Source organism: Desulfomarina profundi (assembly GCF_019703855.1).
GTDB classification, from domain to species: domain Bacteria; phylum Desulfobacterota; class Desulfobulbia; order Desulfobulbales; family Desulfocapsaceae; genus Desulfomarina; species Desulfomarina profundi.
The window spans coordinates 3868120-3888472 of record NZ_AP024086.1; the positions used below are offsets into that span (position 1 = coordinate 3868120).

The 20353-nt window shown below is 49.8% G+C and carries 16 protein-coding genes and 1 tRNA gene; all 17 read left to right on the plus strand.

Annotated elements, in window-relative coordinates; translation table 11 throughout:
- Positions 1-153: 153 nt before the first annotated feature.
- Positions 154-1053, plus strand: coding sequence for an acetylglutamate kinase (gene argB, locus LO777_RS17860; RefSeq protein WP_228855185.1), 900 nt, complete (start codon positions 154-156; stop codon positions 1051-1053).
- Complete coding sequence (locus LO777_RS17865; RefSeq protein ID WP_329955620.1) at positions 1053-2267, plus strand: aspartate aminotransferase family protein; 1215 nt, start codon at positions 1053-1055, stop codon at positions 2265-2267. Before argB ends, LO777_RS17865 begins: the two co-directional genes overlap by 1 nt.
- Positions 2268-2452: 185 nt before the next feature.
- Positions 2453-3364, plus strand: a complete 912-nt coding sequence (argF, locus tag LO777_RS17870; protein WP_228855186.1) for an ornithine carbamoyltransferase — start codon at positions 2453-2455, stop codon at positions 3362-3364.
- Positions 3365-3430: 66 nt separating this feature from the next.
- Positions 3431-4660: an argininosuccinate synthase gene (locus LO777_RS17875; RefSeq protein WP_228855187.1), complete on the plus strand. Its 1230-nt coding sequence runs from the start codon at positions 3431-3433 to the stop codon at positions 4658-4660.
- Entirely contained in the window at positions 4653-6065 is a 1413-nt protein-coding gene (gene argH, locus LO777_RS17880) for an argininosuccinate lyase (RefSeq protein WP_228855188.1), read from the plus strand. The genes LO777_RS17875 and argH overlap by 8 nt, the downstream gene beginning before the upstream one ends.
- Positions 6062-7120, plus strand: coding sequence for a fibronectin type III domain-containing protein (locus LO777_RS17885; RefSeq protein WP_228855189.1), 1059 nt, complete (start codon positions 6062-6064; stop codon positions 7118-7120). The genes argH and LO777_RS17885 overlap by 4 nt, the downstream gene beginning before the upstream one ends.
- Positions 7121-7253: 133 nt before the next feature.
- Positions 7254-8090, plus strand: a complete 837-nt coding sequence (gene dapF / locus LO777_RS17890; protein ID WP_228855190.1) for a diaminopimelate epimerase — start codon at positions 7254-7256, stop codon at positions 8088-8090.
- A 146-nt stretch (positions 8091-8236) separates the two neighbouring features.
- Positions 8237-9118 (plus strand): 4-hydroxy-tetrahydrodipicolinate synthase, encoded by an 882-nt coding sequence (dapA, locus tag LO777_RS17895; RefSeq protein ID WP_228855191.1) that lies wholly within the window; start codon positions 8237-8239, stop codon positions 9116-9118.
- Between the two features lie 16 nt (positions 9119-9134).
- Positions 9135-9944, plus strand: coding sequence for a 4-hydroxy-tetrahydrodipicolinate reductase (dapB, locus tag LO777_RS17900; protein WP_228855192.1), 810 nt, complete (start codon positions 9135-9137; stop codon positions 9942-9944).
- Positions 9945-10499 carry a 2-amino-4-hydroxy-6-hydroxymethyldihydropteridine diphosphokinase gene (gene folK, locus LO777_RS17905; protein WP_228855193.1) on the plus strand — a complete coding sequence of 185 codons (555 nt, stop codon included), beginning with the start codon at positions 9945-9947 and terminating at the stop codon, positions 10497-10499.
- The gene (locus LO777_RS17910; RefSeq protein WP_228855194.1) at positions 10496-10765 is read left to right on the plus strand and encodes a TRASH domain protein; all 270 of its coding nucleotides are present in this window, start codon (positions 10496-10498) and stop codon (positions 10763-10765) included. The genes folK and LO777_RS17910 overlap by 4 nt, the downstream gene beginning before the upstream one ends.
- Positions 10749-11357 (plus strand): lytic transglycosylase domain-containing protein, encoded by a 609-nt coding sequence (locus LO777_RS17915; protein ID WP_228855195.1) that lies wholly within the window; start codon positions 10749-10751, stop codon positions 11355-11357. Before LO777_RS17910 ends, LO777_RS17915 begins: the two co-directional genes overlap by 17 nt.
- Before the next feature lie 21 nt (positions 11358-11378).
- Positions 11379-11942: a CDP-diacylglycerol--glycerol-3-phosphate 3-phosphatidyltransferase gene (gene pgsA, locus LO777_RS17920; RefSeq protein ID WP_228855196.1), complete on the plus strand. Its 564-nt coding sequence runs from the start codon at positions 11379-11381 to the stop codon at positions 11940-11942.
- Between the two features lie 70 nt (positions 11943-12012).
- Positions 12013-12099: transfer RNA gene (locus LO777_RS17925), tRNA-Leu, on the plus strand.
- A gap of 761 nt (positions 12100-12860) precedes the next feature.
- Positions 12861-15902, plus strand: a complete 3042-nt coding sequence (locus tag LO777_RS17930; protein WP_228855197.1) for a BPTD_3080 family restriction endonuclease — start codon at positions 12861-12863, stop codon at positions 15900-15902.
- Positions 15903-15933: 31 nt separating this feature from the next.
- On the plus strand, positions 15934-17403 hold the full coding sequence (locus LO777_RS17935) for an ATP-binding protein (protein ID WP_228855198.1): 1470 nt from the start codon (positions 15934-15936) through the stop codon (positions 17401-17403).
- 151 nt (positions 17404-17554) lie between these two features.
- A complete protein-coding gene (locus LO777_RS17940; RefSeq protein WP_228855199.1) occupies positions 17555-20353 on the plus strand; it encodes a site-specific DNA-methyltransferase in 2799 nt (932 codons plus the stop codon).

The following is a 20353-nucleotide window of genomic DNA, read 5'->3' on the forward strand; positions in this document are numbered from 1 at the left end:
AAGTGTAGATGAAAACACAAAGTTACAAATCCTGTGACCAGTTATGCTTCAAAGAGTGCTTTACTTAACTTTTATAAGTCAGTACAATATTTTCACTTTTTCCCCAAACAGGGGGATGCGGATCAAGAGAAACGACTTTGCCACAACGATATCATGAAAATTGTAGAAAAAAATATTGAAAAAGCCAAGGTACTGATTGATTCCTTACCTTACATGCAGGAGTTCAGGCATAAGACCATCGTCATCAAATATGGTGGTCATGCCATGGTTGACGAGCACCTGAAGAAACAGTTTGCCCTTGATGTTATTCTTCTCAAACAGGTAGGTATTAATCCGATTATTGTCCATGGGGGCGGTCCCCAGATCAACAGGTTACTGGACCGGCTGGGGATAAAACCCAGTTATGTGCAGGGAATGCGTGTCACCGATGGAGAGGTGATGGATGTGGTGGAGATGGTGCTTGTGGGCAAGGTGAACAAGGAAATTGTCGGTTTGATTAACCATTGCGGCGGCAAGGCCGTGGGGCTCTCCGGTAGGGATGGGGATCTTGTCTGTGCCCGCAAACTGCGGGTGAGCTCCAGGCCGGAAAGTGCGGAAACAGGTGTTAATCCTCCGGAATTGATCGATCTTGGTCGGGTAGGTGAGGTGACTGCCGTGAATCCGGGCGTTTTGGCAAGTCTCAGCAGCAATGATTTTATTCCTGTGATTGCCCCGGTTGGGGTGGGGGAGGACGGCCGTGCCTTTAATATCAACGCTGACCTGGTTGCCGGGGCCATTGCCGGAGAACTGGCCGCGGAAAAACTGATCCTGCTCACCGATGTGCCCGGTGTGAATGATCGTGATGGCCGACTGATTACAACCCTGCCCCATGGCGAACTGGAACAGTTGATTGATGACGGGACGGTAGCGGGGGGGATGATTCCCAAGGTCCGCTGTTGCGTGGACGCACTCAGCCACGGAGTTTCAAAAACATATATTGTTGATGGCAGGGTGGAGCATTCGATTCTGCTGGAGATGTTTACGCCGGAAGGCGTCGGTACGGAGATATACTGATGAAAATGACAGAGATTGGTAATGCGGAACTGAAGAAAAGAGCGGATGCTGTTTTTATCGGCAATTATGCCAGGTATCCTGCGGCCATGGTACGTGGAGAAGGGTGTCGACTTGTTGATGGCGACGGGCGGGAATATCTTGATTTTCTGGCTGGCATTGCAGTCTGTTCCCTGGGCCATTGTCATCCAAAAGTGACTGAAGCGGTTCGCGAACAGGCCGGACTCCTTGTCCATGTCTCCAACCTTTATTATACAGAGCCCATGACCCGTCTGGCGGAGCTTCTTGTTGCCAATTCCTTTGCTGAAAAAGTCTTTATGGCCAACAGTGGCGCCGAAGCAAATGAGGCAGCCATCAAGCTTGCCCGGATCAACGGTGGTCAGGGGAAATTTGAGATTATCAGCCTTACCGGTTCCTTTCACGGCCGAACCCTGGCGACGGTGGCTGCCACGGGGCAGCCTAAATTCCATGAAGGGTTTGAACCCATGCCCGCAGGATTTCTCCATGCTCCTTTTGGGGACTTGGAGGCCATTGAGAAGTTGGTAACAGACAGGACCTGTGCTATTCTCTGTGAACCACTGCAGGGAGAAGGTGGGGTGAGACCTCTTGAAAAGGAGTATCTGCAGGGAATCAGAAAATTGTGTGATGAAAAGAACCTCCTGCTCATCTTTGATGAAATCCAGACCGGTATGGGCCGGACCGGAACGCTGTTTGCCTATGAGCAACTGGGAGTGATTCCAGATATCATGACCCTGGCCAAGGGGCTGGGTAACGGGCTGCCCATCGGGGCCATGTTGACTTCGACTCAGCTTGCCGCTGCTTTTGTCCCGGGAACCCATGCTTCCACCTTTGGCGGTAATCCTGTTGCCAGCGCGGCTGCAGTTGCGGTGTTGGGCGTGATGCTGGAGGATGGGTTTCTTCCGGGTGTCAGGGAGAGAAGTCTTTATTTCAGAGGGGAACTGGAAAAGCTGGCAGAACGTTATCCCACCATTATCAGCAGGATCCGGGGGCTTGGTATGATTCTCGGGGCTGTTCTGACTGATACGGCTGTTGCCATGGGAACGGATATTGTTAACGCCATGTTTGAAAAAGGATTTCTGATGAATTTTGCCGGCAATGTCGCTTTACGGTTTGTCCCGCCTCTGGTCGTCACAATGGCGGAAATTGATGAACTGATTTCGGCACTCGATGGGGTTTTGGCAGAAGTAAACGTGTAAAACCGATAAAAAATCTCATTTCTGGACAGACACTGACTGACATTGCCGGAAAATGCTTTGCAAATCGTCTTTTTTTTAGGTAATGATATTTCTTTTCTCCCCGCTGTATAGGTTCAGTTGGCCTCTGGATGGCCGTCAGGGTGGATCGTGAAAGGGCGGGGAGGTAATTCAGCCAGGTGAGAAACGTGCCAAAGCATTTACGATCATTACAGGAATTTACAGGAGACGAGCTGCTCAGTCTGGTCCGGCGGGCCATTGAAATGAAGCAGGAGCGGAGTGAAGGTGTTGCCCATAACCAGCTGGCCGGAAAGACGGTTGGTCTTATTTTTGAAAAACCCTCAACCAGAACCCGCGTCTCCTTCGAATCTGCCATGTACGGTCTGGGCGGTCAGGTGATTTTTCTTTCAGGCCGGGATACCCAGCTTGCCAGGTCAGAACCGTTGAAGGATATGTCCAGGGTCATGTCCCGTTATGTGGACGGCATGGTGGTCAGAACCTTTGGCCAGAACGTGGTGGATGAGCTGGCGGATTATGCGTCCGTTCCGGTGATAAACGCGCTCACAGACCTGCATCACCCCTGTCAGATTCTGAGTGATATCATGACGGTTGTTGAAGAGAAGGGTAGAATTGAAGACCTCCATATCGTCTGGCTGGGAGACGGCAACAATATGGCCAATTCCTGGATCCAGGCGGCGGCGAAGATCGGTTTCAGGCTGACTCTTGCCTGTCCGGATAAATACGGGCCGGATGATAACATCCTGGCGCTGGGCCAGACCGAGGCGACAAAACCGATTACCCTGATAAATGATCCTGTGGAGGCGGTACAGACAGCGGATGTGATCAATGTGGATGTCTGGGCGTCGATGGGAATGGAGAATGAGCAGGAGGAGAGGTTGAAGGTTTTTTCCCCCTACCAGTTGAATACAGCCCTTCTTGACAGGGCACCGGCCGGGGCCATTGTGCTTCACTGTCTGCCCGCCCACAGGGAAGAGGAAATAACGGACGAAGTTCTGGAGTCAAGCCGTTGTGTCGCCTTTGACCAGGCGGAAAACAAAATGCACATACATAAGGCGATTCTGGAGAAATTTCTTGCCTGATCAACAGGCAACCGGTCCCGTTGAACAAAACTATAATGACAAGAATGAGAAAATCAGAGGATATAAATGGGTGTTAAAAAAATAGTGCTTGCCTATTCAGGCGGTCTGGATACATCGGTAATATTAAAATGGCTGGCCGAGGAATATAACTGCCCTGTCATAGCCTATGCCGCCGATATCGGTCAGAAAGAGGACTGGGATGCTGTTCGGGAAAAGGGAATAGCTACCGGTGCGGAGAAGGTTATTATCTCCGATCTGCAGAAAGAGTTCGTGGAGGATTATATTTTTCCTGCCTTTCGCGCCAACGCAATCTACGAGGGGACCTACCTTCTCGGCACATCCCTGGCCCGTCCAATTATCGCCAAAGAACAGATCAGAATAGCAAAGGAGGAGGGCGCTGATGCCGTCAGCCATGGGGCTACCGGAAAGGGAAATGATCAGGTTCGCTTTGAGTTGGCTTATATCGGTATTGATCCTACCCTGAAGATTATTGCACCGTGGCGGACCTGGGATCTCAATTCCCGGCAGAAGCTGGTGGAATTCGCCAAAAACCACGAAATCCCGGTACCGGTCACCAAGGAAAAGCCATACAGTTCCGATGAAAACCTGCTCCATATCAGTTTTGAAGGTGGGATGCTGGAAGATCCCTGGACAGAGCCCGACGAGGGAATGTACCAGCTGACCGTTTCCCCGGAGGCGGCTCCGGATAAACCGACCTACGTGGAGATTGAATTCAGCAATGGTGATCCCATCGGTCTGGACGGAGAAAAAATGGATCCTCTGCCACTCTTTCTGCGTCTCAATGAGCTGGCGGGAACCAATGGCATCGGGCGTCTTGACCTGGTGGAAAACCGCTTTGTCGGCATGAAGTCCCGTGGGGTGTATGAAACTCCCGGCGGCACCCTGCTGCGTGCTGCACATATGGCCCTGGAAACAATCACCATGGATCGCGAGGTTATGCGCATCCGTGATTCCCTGGTACAGCGTTACGCGGACCTGGTCTACAATGGTTTCTGGTTCTCTCCGGAAAGGGAGCTGCTGCAGACCACAATGGATGCCAGCCAGAAAACGGTGAACGGCGTTGTCCGGATGAAACTCTACAAGGGTAATTGTACGGCGGTGGGTAGAAAATCAGTTCAATCCCTCTACCAGGAGAACTTTGCCACCTTTGAAGAGGATGATGTTTACGATCAGTCCGATGCGACCGGATTTATCCGTCTGAACGGACTGCGCCTGAAAATCAACGCTTTGCAGAAGAGCGGTCTGGAAGGAAGAATTGCCAACTATTATGACTGATTCAAAAAAGCAGCCAGGATCTTCAGAAAAATTATGGGGCGGGCGTTTTGCGGAAAAAACCGCCGCTTCGGTGGAGGATTTTACCGCCTCGATCCAGTACGATTCCCGGCTGTATAAATATGATATTGCCGGTTCAAGGGCCCATGCCGCCATGCTGGCAAGCCAGGGAATTCTCTCAAGGGATGAATTGGAAGCCATTGATTCCGGCCTGGTGGAGATTGGTCGGGAAATAGAGGCGGGAACATTCCGATTTAAGGCAGAGTTGGAAGATATTCATATGAATATCGAAAAAGCTCTGGTTGACCGCATCGGTCCGGCCGGGGCAAAACTGCACAGTGGTCGCAGCAGAAATGACCAGATCGCCCTTGATTTCAAACTCTATCTCCGTGATCAGTGTGATCTGCTCATGGAGCTTCTGAAGGGAGTCAACAGGGGCTTTGTCAGGCTGGCCCGCGGCTACCTTGGTGCGGTCATGCCCGGTTACACGCATATGCAGCGGGCCCAGCCCGTTCTGGTTTCCCATCATATGCTTGCCTATTTCGAGATGTTCTCCCGGGATCATTCCCGATTAGAGGATTGCCGCAGGCGGCTGAATCTCTCTCCCCTGGGGTGCGCGGCCATGGCCGGAACCGGTCTGCCAATTGACCGGGAGCAGGTGGCGGAGAATCTGGGATTTGACGGGGTTACCGCCAATTCCATGGACAGTTCCGGTGACAGGGATTTTGCCATAGAGTTTACCTCATGCTGTGCCATGATTCAGCTCCATCTCTCCAGGCTGTCAGAAGAACTTGTCCTCTGGTCAAGTCAGGAGTTTTCCTTTGTGGAAATATCTGATAAGTTCTGTACAGGTTCATCAATCATGCCGCAGAAGAAAAATCCGGACATCCCGGAGCTGATCCGCGGCAAGAGTGGCAGGGTTGTCGGCAGCCTCATGAGCCTGCTGACCCTGGTCAAGGGGTTGCCCCTCACCTACAACCGGGATCTGCAGGAGGATAAGGAACCTGTTTTTGATGTGGTGGATACGGTGTCTGCTTCCCTATCCATCATGGCTGAACTGTTGGAAAATCTCGAATTCAATACAGCCACCATGGAAGAGGCAACGAAAACCGGCTTTATTACGGCAACGGATCTTGCTGATTATCTGGTGTTGAAAGATGTTCCCTTTAGGGAGGCTCATGGCATTGTTGGCAGGGCTGTTGCCTACTGCCTGGATAAAGGCTGTGAACTGGAAGATCTGAGCGTAGATGAGCTGACCCGTTTTTCTGATGTTATTGCAAAAGATGTTTTTGAAGTGCTCAGTGTGAGAGGATCCGTGGACAGTCGGATATCAACGGGTGGAACAGCCCGGGTACGGGTGGAAGAGGCTGTTGCCCAAGCCGAAAAACAATTAGGGATAGCACAATGACAAGTAGATTCAGGCTGAAGATTGCGGGATTCCTGGGTATGGCGGTTCTTTTGTTAACGGCCGGGTGTGGTTACAAGAATAACCCGGTTCCACCGGAGAGTGTTGTACCACAGCCGATTGGAGATCTGCGTTACACGGTTGGTGGACAGGGAGTTGTACTGAACTGGTCCTATCCCGTTGAGACGATAAAAGGTTCGACAATTGATACCATCGATTCCTTTGAGCTGTTCCGGGCCGAAATTCCCCTGGACGATTATTGTGGTAATTGTCCGGTGCCTTTTGCCGAACCTCTTGAACTTCCCGGTGGTCCGCCCATCGATGGGAAGGTAAGACGAAGCGGTTCCTATACTGATTCCATGTTGAAGTCGGGCTATAAATATTTTTACAAGATTCGAACCCGTACCAACTGGTGGGCCTCAAGTGATGATTCGAATATTGTTTCTTTCACCTGGTTTGAACCGGCAGCCTCCCCACAGAATCTGGCTGTGATTCCGGGGGATCGAGAAATTACTCTTAACTGGCAACAGGTGAAAACCCGCGCAGACGGACAATCCCTGACAATGGCTGTACAATATCAGGTTCTTCGTTCCGTGGGCGGCAAAGGGTTTGAAAAACTGGGTGATCCGGTGGGGACAACCCGTTATGTCGACCGCCAGGTCCGTAACGGACAGAAATATTTTTACAAGGTGCAGAGTCTGCTGGTCCATGGAAAAGAGTTGGTCGAAGGTGAGATAAGCCGGGAAATAGCCGCTGTACCCGTGGACAGAACGCCGCCTCTACCGCCTTCTGGTGTGACTGCTGTCTGGACTTCGGGTGGTGTCAAGATATTCTGGGATAAGAACGAGGACAGTGATCTCGGCGGTTACAGGGTCTATCGTCGCACAGCGGACAGTGATTCCTACGAGCTGCTGGGGGATGTGGACCCCGTGTACACTCTATTTGTTGACGCAAGTGCGCAAGATACTATAAGGTACTACTGGGCTGTCACTGCCATTGACAAGGCAAAACCCGTGAACGAAAGCGATAAATCGCGGGAGGCGACCATACGGTATTAATGAGTTCTGCTTGAGCAGGTGGATTATACAGGCCCTCTAATCGGAAAGAACTCGGTTTGAGGGCCTTGTTGTCTGGTAGCAGGATGCAGGAAAAACAAGAAACAAAAAATAAGAAAGAAGAAGGAGTGCGGTTATGTCCATTTCCTTTCCCCTCGAATTTGAGAAAATGAGTGGGACCGGCAATGATTTTGTTATTATAGATAATAGAAACAATGTTGTTCCGGTGGAAGAGCAGAGTGAGTTTGCCGGGAAAATATGCAGGCGGATGTTTTCAGTTGGTGCGGACGGTCTGATTCTGATAGAGAATTCCGATAAAACCGATTTTGGCTGGTCTTTTTATAATGCAGATGGTTCTTTGGCCGACATGTGCGGCAATGGTGCACGGTGCGCTGCCAGATTTGCTTTTCGCCACGGGATTGCGGAGGCGAAGATGCGGTTTGCAACGAGTGCCGGAATAGTTGAAGCGGAAATCCTGGACGATGAGGTTGTCCGGTTGCAGATGACTCAACCCTTTGATTTCAGGCTGGGCCTTTCCATGAACCTTGGGGGTGAGGAACGTCCGGTGGCTTTTGTGAATACCGGCGTACCCCATGCCGTGATATTTGTTGAAGATGAAGAGATTGCTGTGAAGAAACTGGGGCGCAAGGTTCGGTTTCATGAGCTGTTTGAACCCAAAGGGGCCAATGCCAATTTTGCCAGGATTCTCGATGATGGTCGACTGGAGGTGCGTACTTACGAGCGGGGTGTGGAGGACGAAACCATGGCTTGCGGCACAGGAGCTGTTGCTGCCGCCCTTTTTGCTACCATGCAGAAGGGAATGGAATCTCCCGTGGAGGTGGTGACTTCCGGTGGTGAGGAATTGACGGTTATTTTCGATCTGCTTGACGGGCCTGTAGCCGAAAATGTATTTCTGCAGGGGCCCGCTCGATGTATATTTACAGGAAAATTGACGGCTGAAGCTCTGCTTTAGAACATAAGGTGGTAGAACCGGCAACGGTCGGACCCTCCGGTTCGGCTATTAATACCCTTTGTTGGGTACAATCCAATGGAAGCTGAATTGCAGCGAAAAATTGTTAAGAAACTGCAGGTTTCCATTTGTAACATAAGGGAGGAGTTATGAAAAAATTTCACGGAGCGCTTGTTGCACTGGTAACCCCTTTTATTGACGGTAAACTGGATGAGCAGGGTCTGAAAGACCTGATAGAGTTTCAGATAAAAAACGGCACCCACGGTATTGTCCCGGTGGGAACAACGGGAGAGTCGGCAACGCTCAGTTTCGATGAGCATAAAATGGTGGTTGATATCACTGTCAAAACCGTAAACGGCCGTGTACCTGTCGTGGCCGGAACCGGTGCCAACAGCACACTTGAGGCTATTGAATTGACTGAAAGTGCCAGGGAAAGTGGTGCAGACGCCGTTCTTTCCGTTGTTCCCTACTACAACAAGCCGAACCAGGAAGGAATCTATCTCCACTTCAAAGAAATTGCTGAACAAGTGGATATTCCGATGTTTCTCTATAATGTTCCCGGCAGAACGGTGGTCAATATGCTGCCGGAGACTGTGGCGCGGTTGGCCGAACTGGACAATGTGATTGGTATCAAGGAGGCGAGCGGCAGCCTGGAACAGGTAACCGATGTACTGAGAAGCTGCCCCGATGACTTTATTGTTCTTTCCGGGGATGATTTTACGGCAATGCCCAGTATCTGTGTCGGTACAAAAGGTGTTATTTCTGTTGTATCAAATGTGTATCCCCAGGCGATGGCGGCATTGATGGAAACGGCTCTCGAGGGAGACCTGGTCAAAGCCAATGAACTGAATCGCAGACTCTTTCCCCTGATGAAGCTGATGTTTGCGGCACCAAGCCCGGCTCCGGCCAAAAAAGGGGCGGAACTCCTTGGCAAAATCAAGGATGGAACACCGCGGTTGCCTATGGCACCCATTGACGATGCTACCCTGGCCAGGCTGCAGGCAACCATGAAGGACCTGGGACTTCTTTGAACCGGAGGGAAAATCGATGATAAAAGTGATAATAGCCGGTGCGGCCGGCAGGATGGGGCGACGGGTTGCCCTGATGGTTAATCGCCATCCGAGGCTGGAATTTGCCGCCGCCTTTGAGGCTCCTGGCAGTCCCGCAATCGGAAAGGATGCGGGGTTTCTCTCTGCCGGGGAGGAAAACGGGGTAATTATCGGCGAAGGTCTGGAATCGGTCATTGACCAGGGGGATGTGATTATTGATTTCACCTTCCATAAGGCGACCATGGAGTTTGCACGCCTGGCCGCTCAACATAACAGGGCAATGGTTATCGGCACCACCGGATTGTCGGCTGAAGATCTGGCCGAGCTGGGTGGGCTGGCGAAAAATTTTCCCTGTGTGCAGGCACCTAATATGTCGGTCTGTGTCAATGTTCTTTTTAAACTGGCGAAAAAGACTGCGGCCATTCTCGGTGATGACTATGATATAGAAATTATCGAGGCTCATCATAACAAGAAAAAGGATGCGCCCAGCGGTACGGCACTGAAACTTGCCGAGATGGCGGCGGAAGGTGTGGGAAGAAAGCTTTCTGAAGTGGCTGTCTGCGAGCGCAACGGTATCATAGGTGAGCGCCGGTCTGAAGAAATCGGTATTCAGACGATCAGGGCTGCTGATATAGTGGGTGAACATACCGTCTATTTTGCCGGCCAGGGTGAGCGGATAGAGCTTGTGCACAGGGCCCACAGCCGGGATCATTTTGCCCGGGGTGCCGCCACGGCAGCCGCCTGGATAGTAGACAGGGAAAACGGTGTTTATTCCATGTTTGATGTTCTGGGGCTGGATGATCTGTAAATGGAGAACGAGACGGAAATGGACAAAATCAGGGCCTTTATAGGCTTGGGTTCCAATCTTGGTGACGGTCCGTCAATAGTGCAGGATGCCTGGCGGATGCTTGGTGAAGTGGCGGGTGTGGATCTGCTGGCTCTCTCCAGCCCCTATAAGAGCGCTCCCGTGGAGATGTCCAGTCAGCACTGGTTCACCAACGGGGTGGGCAAAATTGAAACTCTGCTGCCGCCTCCAGCGTTGTTGCAGGAGTTGTTTCGCATTGAGGCGGCGTTCGGCAGAAAGAGAAAATCGGGTTCCTTTGGTTACCAGGATCGACCGCTTGATCTTGATATTCTTTACTATGGCGAAATAATTCTGGATGAACCTGAGTTGATTCTGCCCCACCCGAGAATCAGGGAACGCCTCTTTGTCCTCAGCCCGCTTGCGGAACTGGACCCCGATTTCAGAGACCCTGTTTCCGGGGAAACAGCTGCGGCCATGGAGGCTGAGCTGAAAAGGAAAATTGCTGAGAAAGTGATGAAAAATCAAGAAATTATTCGTGGAAAGTGGGGTGAATCTTGAGCCCGATACGGATACTTATCCTGGCCATCCTGGTCTATATCGCCTACCGTCTGGTTTTTGGGGGCAAGACCATTGCAGGAGGTGGCCGGGAACCGGAAAAACCGGAAAGAAAAGAAATGCCGGTAGACGATGTACTGGAGGAAGATCCGGTCTGTGGAAAACTTGTTCCCCGGAAGCAGGCAGTTCGGTACCTGCAGGGAGAGAAGGCGGTTTATTTTTGCAGCGAAGAGTGTTGTGGGAAATATAAAGATGACCAGAAAGATTGATCTCCTTATCTGTGTTATTATTGCAGGTGCTATGACTCTTCTGGTCTGCACGGAAGGTTGGACTGCAATGTTTATCTGCAAAAACGGGCGGGGTGAGACACAATTCACCAATGTCCCTTCCATGCCCGGCTGCAATGAAATTGTGTTGAAGGGCGGCACCATGGGTCGTGTGTCATTTAGCGGTGGTAAAGGGTATAATCCGGAGCGCTATGACAGAGAGATTTCCAGGGTCTCCAGAAAATACAAGGTGGATCCTTTTCTGATCAAGGCTATAATTCATACGGAATCGGATTTTGATCACAGGGCTGTATCCAAACGGGGTGCCCGGGGACTGATGCAGCTTATGCCGGATACAGCCAGGGAATTACAGGTGAGAGACTCCTTTAATGCCCGGCAGAATATTGATGCCGGAACCCGCTATTTTAAACGACTTCTTGATATGTTCAAAGGTAATGTGCGGCTTTCCCTTGCGGCCTATAACGCCGGTCCGAGACTCGTTCAGGAGTTAAACGATGTTCCGCCTTTTCCGGAAACGGTACGGTACGTGAAGAAGGTACTCGATCAATACAGAATATATAAAATTTCCAGGTAGGCAGGAACCTCAGGTTACAGGATGAAACAACTCCTTTCAGTTCCCAATATTCTCACCGGCTTTCGATTTGCCCTTATTCCGGTGCTGATACTTCTCTTTTCCATGCACCAGACGACCGGTATTGAACTTGCAAGTTTTGTGGTGTTTACTGTGGCAGCCCTGACCGATTTTGTCGATGGTTGGGTGGCCAGAAGGTATCATATTGAAACCGTGCTTGGCAAACTGATGGATCCCCTCGCCGATAAGGTTCTGGTGACAACTGCTCTGGTCATGCTTATTCCCCTGGGGAAAATTGCCGCCTGGGTCTCCTTGCTGATTATCTGTAGGGAGATTGTCGTAACGGGATTCCGTGGTCTTGCTGCTACCACCGGCAAGGTTGTTGCTGCCGGATCAATTGGTAAATTGAAGAGCAACTTTCAGTATTTCGGCCTGGGTTTTCTGATCTTTCCCCTCGGCGTACTTCCGGTGCCATACCAGCACCAGACAGGTACGGTTCTTATCTATATTTCCCTCGTCCTGGCCCTCTGGTCCGGAGGGGTTTACGCCTGGCATCTCCGGGATGTTTTCCTGGAAACCGCAAAATAGAAGTGATTGCCTCCCCCGTTTTTAATTCTCCTTGACGGTGCGGTAAAAAATACGGTATAAACAACTCCACGCCGGAGTGGTGAAACTGGTAGACGCACTGGACTCAAAATCCAGCGGGGGCAACTCCGTGTCGGTTCGACTCCGACCTCCGGCACCAGTAAAATACAAGGCTTTATCCCCGTAATAGTGGGGTAAAGCCTTTTTTGTTTCAGACCGTAAATGGGTAATGATGGTAAGATCAGGGATATTTTACCCGTCCTGCAGGTCTTCTGTGCACGGGTGATTAGGTGCTGCGGAAATAATCAACGAATCTACGGGGAATACGTTCGAATTCAAGTCGCAAAGAAAAATAAAAAGTGCAGTATATTAACCCACATTTCTCATGAACATTGTGTCAATTTTGAGAATAACTGTATAATACAAACAATTGGCCAACTCTCAGTGTTTGAGCAAAATTTACACAATGTTCACCCAAGGTCAGTTAGTTCATTCAGTATAAATTAAACTGTAACATTGTAATTTAATACGAAATAGATAGAAGAGTCTCATATTATTCAGCGGTGAAAAAGGTGGTACAGGGTAGGGCAACTCGGCAAGGAGAAGGTGTTTTGCTGCTGGATATAGATCAGCTGGGAACAGCATCTTTCCAGACAATCGTGCGGGAAGATCAGAAAATGAGAGATTTCTTCATTAAAGAAGGCTTCTAGCATTTTATTCTGTCAGATACAATCCTCTGGGAGTTTAATTAAGCTTCCAGTTCGGTAATATGCCTGGCAACATTTTTTCAAAATCGATAAAACATGGAAGCCGCTTTATGCTTTTTTATGGTATATGTTTCATTGATTTTATGTTGTTTTTTCCCACTACCACTATGCTGACTCGGGTTACAGCTGGATTATCCGGATTGGAAAGGAAGTTATGAGCAATCTATTCTTCGAACACCCCATTCTCAACTCGCCTTACGATTATCCCTCCAGGCATTGGGAGCTGGATGAACAGGGACAACCAACCCAGCAAATTATCAACCAGCGACGTAAAGCCGAATTTATAACCCCCATTCCCAAACCTAAAAAGCGGAAAGGCAAAGGGACACAGCAAAAACTTTTTGCAGATCATACTCTTACCAGTGATGGGCAGCAATATGATCCCACGTCCATCATCAACAAACTTCGTCAGGAAGTTGATGCATGGCGCGCTCTTCCAAATTCAAATGACTGGAAAGTAACTCCGGAGACGGTACGTCTTTTGAAACATTGGCGGCATCACAAATTCAGTGGTATTCGTCCGTTTTTTTGCCAGGTAGAAGCCATAGAAGTTGCAATATGGCTCATCGAAGTAGCCCCTCAACTTGGCAAGAGGGGAAAGTTCTTCCTTGATCATCTGGAGAGCGCCAATAACGATGCCAATCCGGAATTAATGCGGCTGGCATTAAAGCTGGCCACCGGTGCCGGAAAAACCACGGTCATGGCAATGCTTATTGCCTGGCAGACTATCAATGCCGTACGCAGGCGGAGAGCCAAAAAATTCACCCGTGGTTTTCTTGTGGTGGCTCCCGGGCTCACTATTCGTGATCGTCTTCGTGTCCTCCAGCCCAATGATCCAGGCAGTTACTACGCCAGCAGGGAACTGGTTCCCGGAGATATGCTGGCTGATCTGGAAAGAGCCAAGATTGTGGTCACCAATTATCACGCGTTCAAACTGCGAGAACGGGTCAAACTGGCTAAAGGTAATCGTTCTTTGCTGCAGGGGCGCGGAGAGGAACTCAATACTCAGGAAACTGAAGGTCAGATGCTGCAGAGGGTTATGCCCGACCTGATGGGTATGAAAAACATCATGGTCATCAATGATGAGGCCCATCACTGTTACCGGGAAAAGCCTGACGAAGATGATGTTGCTGTCTTGAAAGGGGATGACAGGAAAGAGGCACAAAAGAACAACGAAGCGGCCAGGCTGTGGATTACAGGCCTTGAGATAGTGGGCCGGAAAATTGGCATTCACCGGGTCATTGACCTGTCGGCCACTCCGTTTTTTCTCAGCGGCTCAGGTTATGCGGAAGGAACGCTTTTCCCTTGGGCCATGAGTGACTTTGCCCTCATGGATGCCATTGAATGCGGCATTGTCAAGTTACCCAGGGTGCCTGTGGCGCAAAACCTGCCCGGTGATGAAATGCCCATGTTCCGCAACCTGTGGGAACATATCAAAAAAGATATGCCCAAAAAGGGGCGCGGCAAGGCCAAGGATCTTGATCCGTTAAGCCTGCCTGTTCGCCTGCAGACAGCTCTTGAAGCTCTTTATGGACATTACAAGGAGACGTTTGCCTTATGGCAGACTGCCGGAGTGAAAGTCCCGCCCTGTTTTATTGTGGTCTGTAACAACACGTCCACCTCAAAACTTGCCTATGATTATATTGCCGGTTTTCATCGGTTGAATGAAGACGGCAGCAGCTCGTTTGTTCCGGGCCGAATGGAATTATTCCGTAACTATGATGAGCATGGCAACCAGCTGGCCCGACCCCGCACTCTGCTCATTGACAGCGAACAGCTTGAATCCGGTGACGCCCTGGATAAAAATTTCAGGGCCATGGCTGCTGCTGAAATTGAACGCTTTCGTTATGAGATGCGTCAACGTGGAGATCATAAGCAGGCAGAAAACATAACAGACCAGGACCTGCTGCGGGAAGTCATGAATACAGTTGGCAAGCCGGACAGCCTGGGTGGTTCCATCCGCTGTGTGGTCTCCGTCTCCATGCTGACCGAAGGCTGGGACGCCAACACTGTCACCCATGTCCTTGGAGTGCGGGCTTTTGGCACCCAGCTTCTCTGTGAACAGGTCATTGGTCGCGCTCTGCGCCGGCAGTCCTATGATTTGAATGAGCAAGGGTTGTTTAACGTGGAATATGCCGATGTATTGGGCATCCCTTTTGATTTTACCGCAAAACCAGTGGTGGCGCCGCCCCAACCGCCCAGGGAAACCATTCAAGTCAAAGCAGTAAAACCCCAGCGTGATCATCTGGAAATCCGCTTTCCCAGGGTTCAGGGATATAGGGTTGAGCTGTCTGAAGAACGTCTGAGCGCAAAATTTACCGACGATTCAATTTTAGAGCTGACCCCGGATCTGGTAGGTCCATCCATTACCAGGAATCAGGGTATTATCGGCGAAGGTGTGGAGCTCAGCCTGAAACACCTGGAAGATATGCGACGCTCCAGTCTCATTTTTCAGGTGACCAAACGCCTTTTGTACACCAAGTGGCGAGATCCTGGTGAAGAACCGAAGATGCACCTCTTTGGTCAACTCAAACGCATAACCAGACAATGGCTTGATACCTGTCTCATCTGCAAGGGAGCAACGTATCCGGCCCAGCTGATGTATCAGGAACTGGCGGATATGGCCTGTGAACGAATCACCGCAGCCATTACCCTGTCTCAGATTGGAGATAACCCGGTCAAGGCTGTGCTTGACCCGTATAACCCCACAGGAAGCACCAGCCATGTGAATTTCAATACTTCAAAAAAGGATCGCTGGGAGACCAGTTCCGAGAAATGCCATATCAACTGGATCATTCTGGACAGCGACTGGGAGGCGGAATTCTGCCGGGTTGCCGAGGCCCATCCCAAGGTGATTACTTACGTCAAAAACCATAATCTCGGCTTGGAAGTCCCCTATCGGTACGGTTCCGAGACCCGTACATATATTCCGGACTTTATCGTCCATGTGGATGACGGCCATAAAGACCCGCTGCAGCTGATTGTGGAGATCAAAGGCTATCGCCGGGAAGATGCCAAGGACAAAAAAATGACCATGGAGACCTACTGGATACCGGGAGTTAATAACCTGAAAAAATATGGCAGATGGAGTTTTGCCGAGTTTACGGAAGTGTATCAGATCGAGGTGGATTTTGAGGCAAAGGTCGAGACTGAGTTTAATAAAATGATAGAAAAAATATCAGAGCGGAAACCATAAATATGGCTATACAAATGAAAAGGATGTCTTCATGATCGTTGACCGACCGGAAGAATACCTGCGCAGTATCATCCGGGAACTGTGTAATCTGCCACATGAAACCGAGTGGGTTGAATTTAAACATAACAATGATAACCCGGAAGAAATAGGCGAATATATTTCCGCTCTTGCCAATTCAGCAGCACTGTTGGGTAAAGTCAACGCCTATGTGGTCTGGGGTGTCGATAATATCAGTCACGATTTGCTTGGCACCAGTTTTAAACCCGGAAACTGCAAAATTAGCAATGAAGAACTGGAAAACTGGCTCCTTCGTCTGCTTTCTCCGAAAATAAATTTCAGGTTTTATGAAGTAACCATAGATGACTTGCCTGTTGTTCTCCTTGAAATAGGCTCTGCCTTTCGGCATCCAGTTCGATTTCAATCCACGGAATTTATTCGGATTGGTTCATATAAAAAGAAACTGAAAGATCATCCTGAAAAAGAAAGGGAATTATGGCGTGTCTTTGACCAGACCCCTTTTGAACGTGAAATTGCAGCAGAAAATGTCACTGCAGAAAATGTTCTGCGTCTGCTTGATTATCCAGCCTATTTTGATCTGTTCCAGCTGCCTCTGCCGGAATCACGGGACGGTATTCTGGCAGCACTGCAAGCCGATGACCTTATAGAGCCGTGCACCAATTCCGCTCAATGGAATATCTTCAACCTTGGTGCAATCCTCTTTGCCAAAAAACTCGCTGATTTTTTCGGTCTGAAACGTAAGGCCGTGCGGGTCATTGTCTATAAAGGAGAGAACCGGGTGGAAACTCTGCGGGAACAGGAAGGAAGCAGAGGATATGCCGCAGGTTTTGAAGGCTTAATCGAGTTTATTCTTGCCCTTTTACCTGTCAACGAGGTCATTGGCCAGGCTCTGCGCCGGGAAGTCCCCATGTTCCCGGAACTCGCCATTCGAGAGCTGGTCGCCAACGCTGTCATCCATCAGGACTTTCATATTACCGGTACCGGGCCAATGGTGGAAATATTCAGCAGCCGTATGGAAATTACCAACCCCGGTCTTCCCCTTGTTACCACAGAACGTTTTTTAGACAGCCCGCCCAAATCACGTAATGAAGCCATGGCCTCACTTATGCGCCGCATCGGTGTTTGTGAAGAGCGCGGCAGTGGTATTGACAAGGTTGTTTTTGAGACAGAATTCTATCAGCTCCCGGCGCCGATATTTGAAACAACGGCTGAGCACACCCGCACGGTGTTATTTTCCCATAGAGAACTGAAAGAAATGGATAAGGCGGACAGGGTAAGAGCCTGCTATCTTCATGCCTGCCTCAGGTATGTGCAGCGGGATTTTTTGACCAATGCGACCCTGCGTGAACGATTCGGCATTGAAAGTAAAAACAGCGCCATGGCCTCACGGATCATAAAAGATGCCCTGCTGGCAGAACGTATTCGTTGTTACGATGATACTGTGGGCAGCAAGGCAAAGAAATACCTGCCTTGGTGGGCTTGAACAGCACTGCGGAATTTGTTTGACTGTTGTTTGATTATAATGGTGCTCAAATAATACATACTTCAAATAACATGATGAAAATACATAAAAAATAAATATTTAATTTGTTTGACTGTTGTGTGACAGCACGATCAAATCAGGAACCATAAATATGGCAAAACGGAAACCAAAGATAAAAAAACAGATCGATGCCCTGACCCATAGAGAGGACAAGCGGAAGAATATCCCCACTGCCGAATACCAGTCCGTGCTGCGGGATGAGGAAAAAAATCCAATCCGGGTAGCCTATGAGCGGCGTAATCGTGATCTTGATCCGCAGCTTGTCTGGCGGGGCAAGGATGAGCAGGACTGGTCTGATCTGGTGGTGCAGGCCCCGCCTCTCTATATTCAAGAGAAGGTGCATCCCAAGATTTTGATTGATGATCTGCGCAGTCAGACGGAAAACCGGGAAGGGGAAGGTCAGCCTCGGCAGCTGGATCTTTTTGGCGACTTCAATGGTATCCCGGATGAGGCCGCTAAGACAGAATTTTATCAGCATGATGCCAACTGGACGAATCGGATGATTTTGGGTGATTCGTTACAGGTCATGGCCTCGCTGGCTGAACGGGAAGGATTGCGGGGCAAGGTGCAGTGTATCTATCTTGATCCGCCCTATGGGATTAAATTTAACTCTAATTTTCAGTGGTCAACTACCAGTCGGGATGTCAAGGACGGCAATAAAAAGCATATCACCCGTGAGCCGGAGCAGGTTAAGGCATTTCGAGATACCTGGCGAGATGGAATTCATTCATATTTGACCTATCTCCGGGATCGGTTGACTGTGGCTCGGGATTTATTGACGGATAGTGGATCGATTTTTGTTCAGATTGGTGATGAGAATCTTGCGAAAGTGAGAAGTATATTAGACGAGATTTTCGGAGAGGATAATTTTGTAATTTCTATCCCATTCCAGAAAAAAGCGTACCAGGAAGCACTTTCATTAGCACCGGTCAACGACTATATATTGTGGGTTGCAAAATCCAAACAATTATTAAAATATCGACCGCTTTATATTCCAACACCATTTGAGGGTCATGTAGGAAAGTATACTCGGATTGAATCACAAGACTTAATAATTGATAAATCAAACAACAAAAACACAGGAGAAATTAGCTCTCTTTTAGATAAAGGTTGGCGTCTATTTCGAGAAGATTACCCTGTTGTTAGTCAAGATCCCCCGAAAAAGCCTCAGCCTTTTGATTATTGTGGTGTTACCTATAATCCACCACCAGGTAGACATTGGTCACAAAAATGGCCAGAAGGAATGCAACGACTTGCAATTGCTAATCGTCTACGTGGAACAGGAACTAGGTTATATGCCAGAGAGTACTGGACAGACTCAGCTATTGTTCCACGTAATAATTTATGGGTTCAATTAAAAGGTCCGGCACACCCTAACTATGTTGTAGAAACGGCAACGGAAGTAGTTAAGCGTTGCATCCTCATGTCCACCGACCCCGGCGACCTCATTCTCGACCCCACCTGCGGTTCCGGCACCACCGCCTATGTTGCTGAACAATGGGGGCGCCGCTGGATCACCATTGATACTTCGCGGGTTGCCCTAGCCCTGGCACGGGCCAGGATCATGGGCGCCCGCTATCCCTATTATTTGCTGGCCGACAGCCCGGAAGGGCAGAAGAAAGAGGCGGAAATAACCCGTACCATCCCGTCCGAATCCCCCACCTTCGGCAATATTCGACAGGGCTTTGTCTACCAGCGGGTACCGCACATCACCCTGAAGGCCATTGCCAATAACGCCGAGATCGACGTGATCTGGGATAATTTTCAGGAAACTCTGGAACCCCTGCGAAAACAACTCAACAAGGAACTGGATCAGGACTGGCAGGAATGGGAAATCCCCCGAGAGGCTGAAGAAGAGTGGTCAAGCAAAGCGAAACAACTCCATAAAAAATTCTGGCATTTGCGCATTAAACGGCAGCAGGAGATCGACGCCTCCATTGCCGCCAAAGCCGACTTTGAATACCTCTATGACAAGCCCTACGAAGACAGGAAAAAGGTCAGGGTGGCAGGCCCGTTTACTGTGGAATCCCTGTCCCCCCATCGGGTACTTGGGGTGGACGAAAATGATGAACTGATAGATCCTCTCAAATCCGATCAACAAGACACCGATCAGCAGGGTTTTGTCCGGATGATCCTGGATAACCTCAAAACCGCCGGTGTACAGCAGGCCCATAAGGAAGATAAAATAAATTTCAGCTCCATTACCCCCTGGCCCGGCGATTATATCTGTGCCGAAGGCCGTTATCTTGAGGGTGAAGAAGAATCAGGCCCGGAAAAGCGGGCCGCCATCTTCATCGGCCCGGAATTCGGCACCGTCTCCCGTCCCGACCTGGTGGCCGCGGCCCGGGAAGCAGGGGACGCGGGTTTTGACGCCCTCATCGCCTGCGCCTTCAACTACGACGCCCATTCCTCGGAGTTCAACAAACTGGGGCGCATCCCGGTTCTGAAAGCCCGGATGAATGCCGACCTGCACATGGCCGATGACCTGAAAAACACAGGCAAGGGCAACCTCTTTGTCATCTTCGGTGAGCCGGATATTGATATTCAGGAAATTGAAGACAATAAAATCCAGGTCAGGATCAACGGAGTGGATGTTTTTCACCCCAACACCGGCGAAGTCCGCAGTGATTCTGCCGACGGTATTGCCTGCTGGTTTATTGATACCGACTATAATGAGGAATCCTTTTTCGTCCGCCACGCCTATTTTCTTGGCGCCAATGACCCATACAAGGCATTGAAAACAACCCTCAAGGCGGAAATTGACAAAGAGGCCTGGGACACCCTGCACAGCGACATCTCCCGTCCCTTTGACAGACCGGAATCAAGCCGCATCGCCGTCAAGGTCATCAACCACCTCGGGGATGAGGTGATGAAAGTGTATTCTGTTTAA

What these genes read in the sequence shown, in the direction of transcription:
- pgsA (WP_228855196.1), top strand. Translation starts at nt 11,379, where the DNA reads ATGAAACAACTCCTTTCAGTTCCCAATATTCTCACCGGCTTTCGATTT.
- folK (WP_228855193.1), top strand. Translation starts at nt 9,945, where the DNA reads ATGGAGAACGAGACGGAAATGGACAAAATCAGGGCCTTTATAGGCTTG.
- LO777_RS17935 (WP_228855198.1), top strand. Translation starts at nt 15,934, where the DNA reads ATGATCGTTGACCGACCGGAAGAATACCTGCGCAGTATCATCCGGGAA.
- dapB (WP_228855192.1), top strand. Translation starts at nt 9,135, where the DNA reads ATGATAAAAGTGATAATAGCCGGTGCGGCCGGCAGGATGGGGCGACGG.
- argH (WP_228855188.1), top strand. Translation starts at nt 4,653, where the DNA reads ATGACTGATTCAAAAAAGCAGCCAGGATCTTCAGAAAAATTATGGGGC.
- dapF (WP_228855190.1), top strand. Translation starts at nt 7,254, where the DNA reads ATGTCCATTTCCTTTCCCCTCGAATTTGAGAAAATGAGTGGGACCGGC.
- LO777_RS17885 (WP_228855189.1), top strand. Translation starts at nt 6,062, where the DNA reads ATGACAAGTAGATTCAGGCTGAAGATTGCGGGATTCCTGGGTATGGCG.
- dapA (WP_228855191.1), top strand. Translation starts at nt 8,237, where the DNA reads ATGAAAAAATTTCACGGAGCGCTTGTTGCACTGGTAACCCCTTTTATT.
- LO777_RS17930 (WP_228855197.1), top strand. Translation starts at nt 12,861, where the DNA reads ATGAGCAATCTATTCTTCGAACACCCCATTCTCAACTCGCCTTACGAT.
- LO777_RS17875 (WP_228855187.1), top strand. Translation starts at nt 3,431, where the DNA reads ATGGGTGTTAAAAAAATAGTGCTTGCCTATTCAGGCGGTCTGGATACA.
- LO777_RS17940 (WP_228855199.1), top strand. Translation starts at nt 17,555, where the DNA reads ATGGCAAAACGGAAACCAAAGATAAAAAAACAGATCGATGCCCTGACC.
- LO777_RS17915 (WP_228855195.1), top strand. Translation starts at nt 10,749, where the DNA reads ATGACCAGAAAGATTGATCTCCTTATCTGTGTTATTATTGCAGGTGCT.
- LO777_RS17865 (WP_329955620.1), top strand. Translation starts at nt 1,053, where the DNA reads ATGAAAATGACAGAGATTGGTAATGCGGAACTGAAGAAAAGAGCGGAT.
- argB (WP_228855185.1), top strand. Translation starts at nt 154, where the DNA reads ATGAAAATTGTAGAAAAAAATATTGAAAAAGCCAAGGTACTGATTGAT.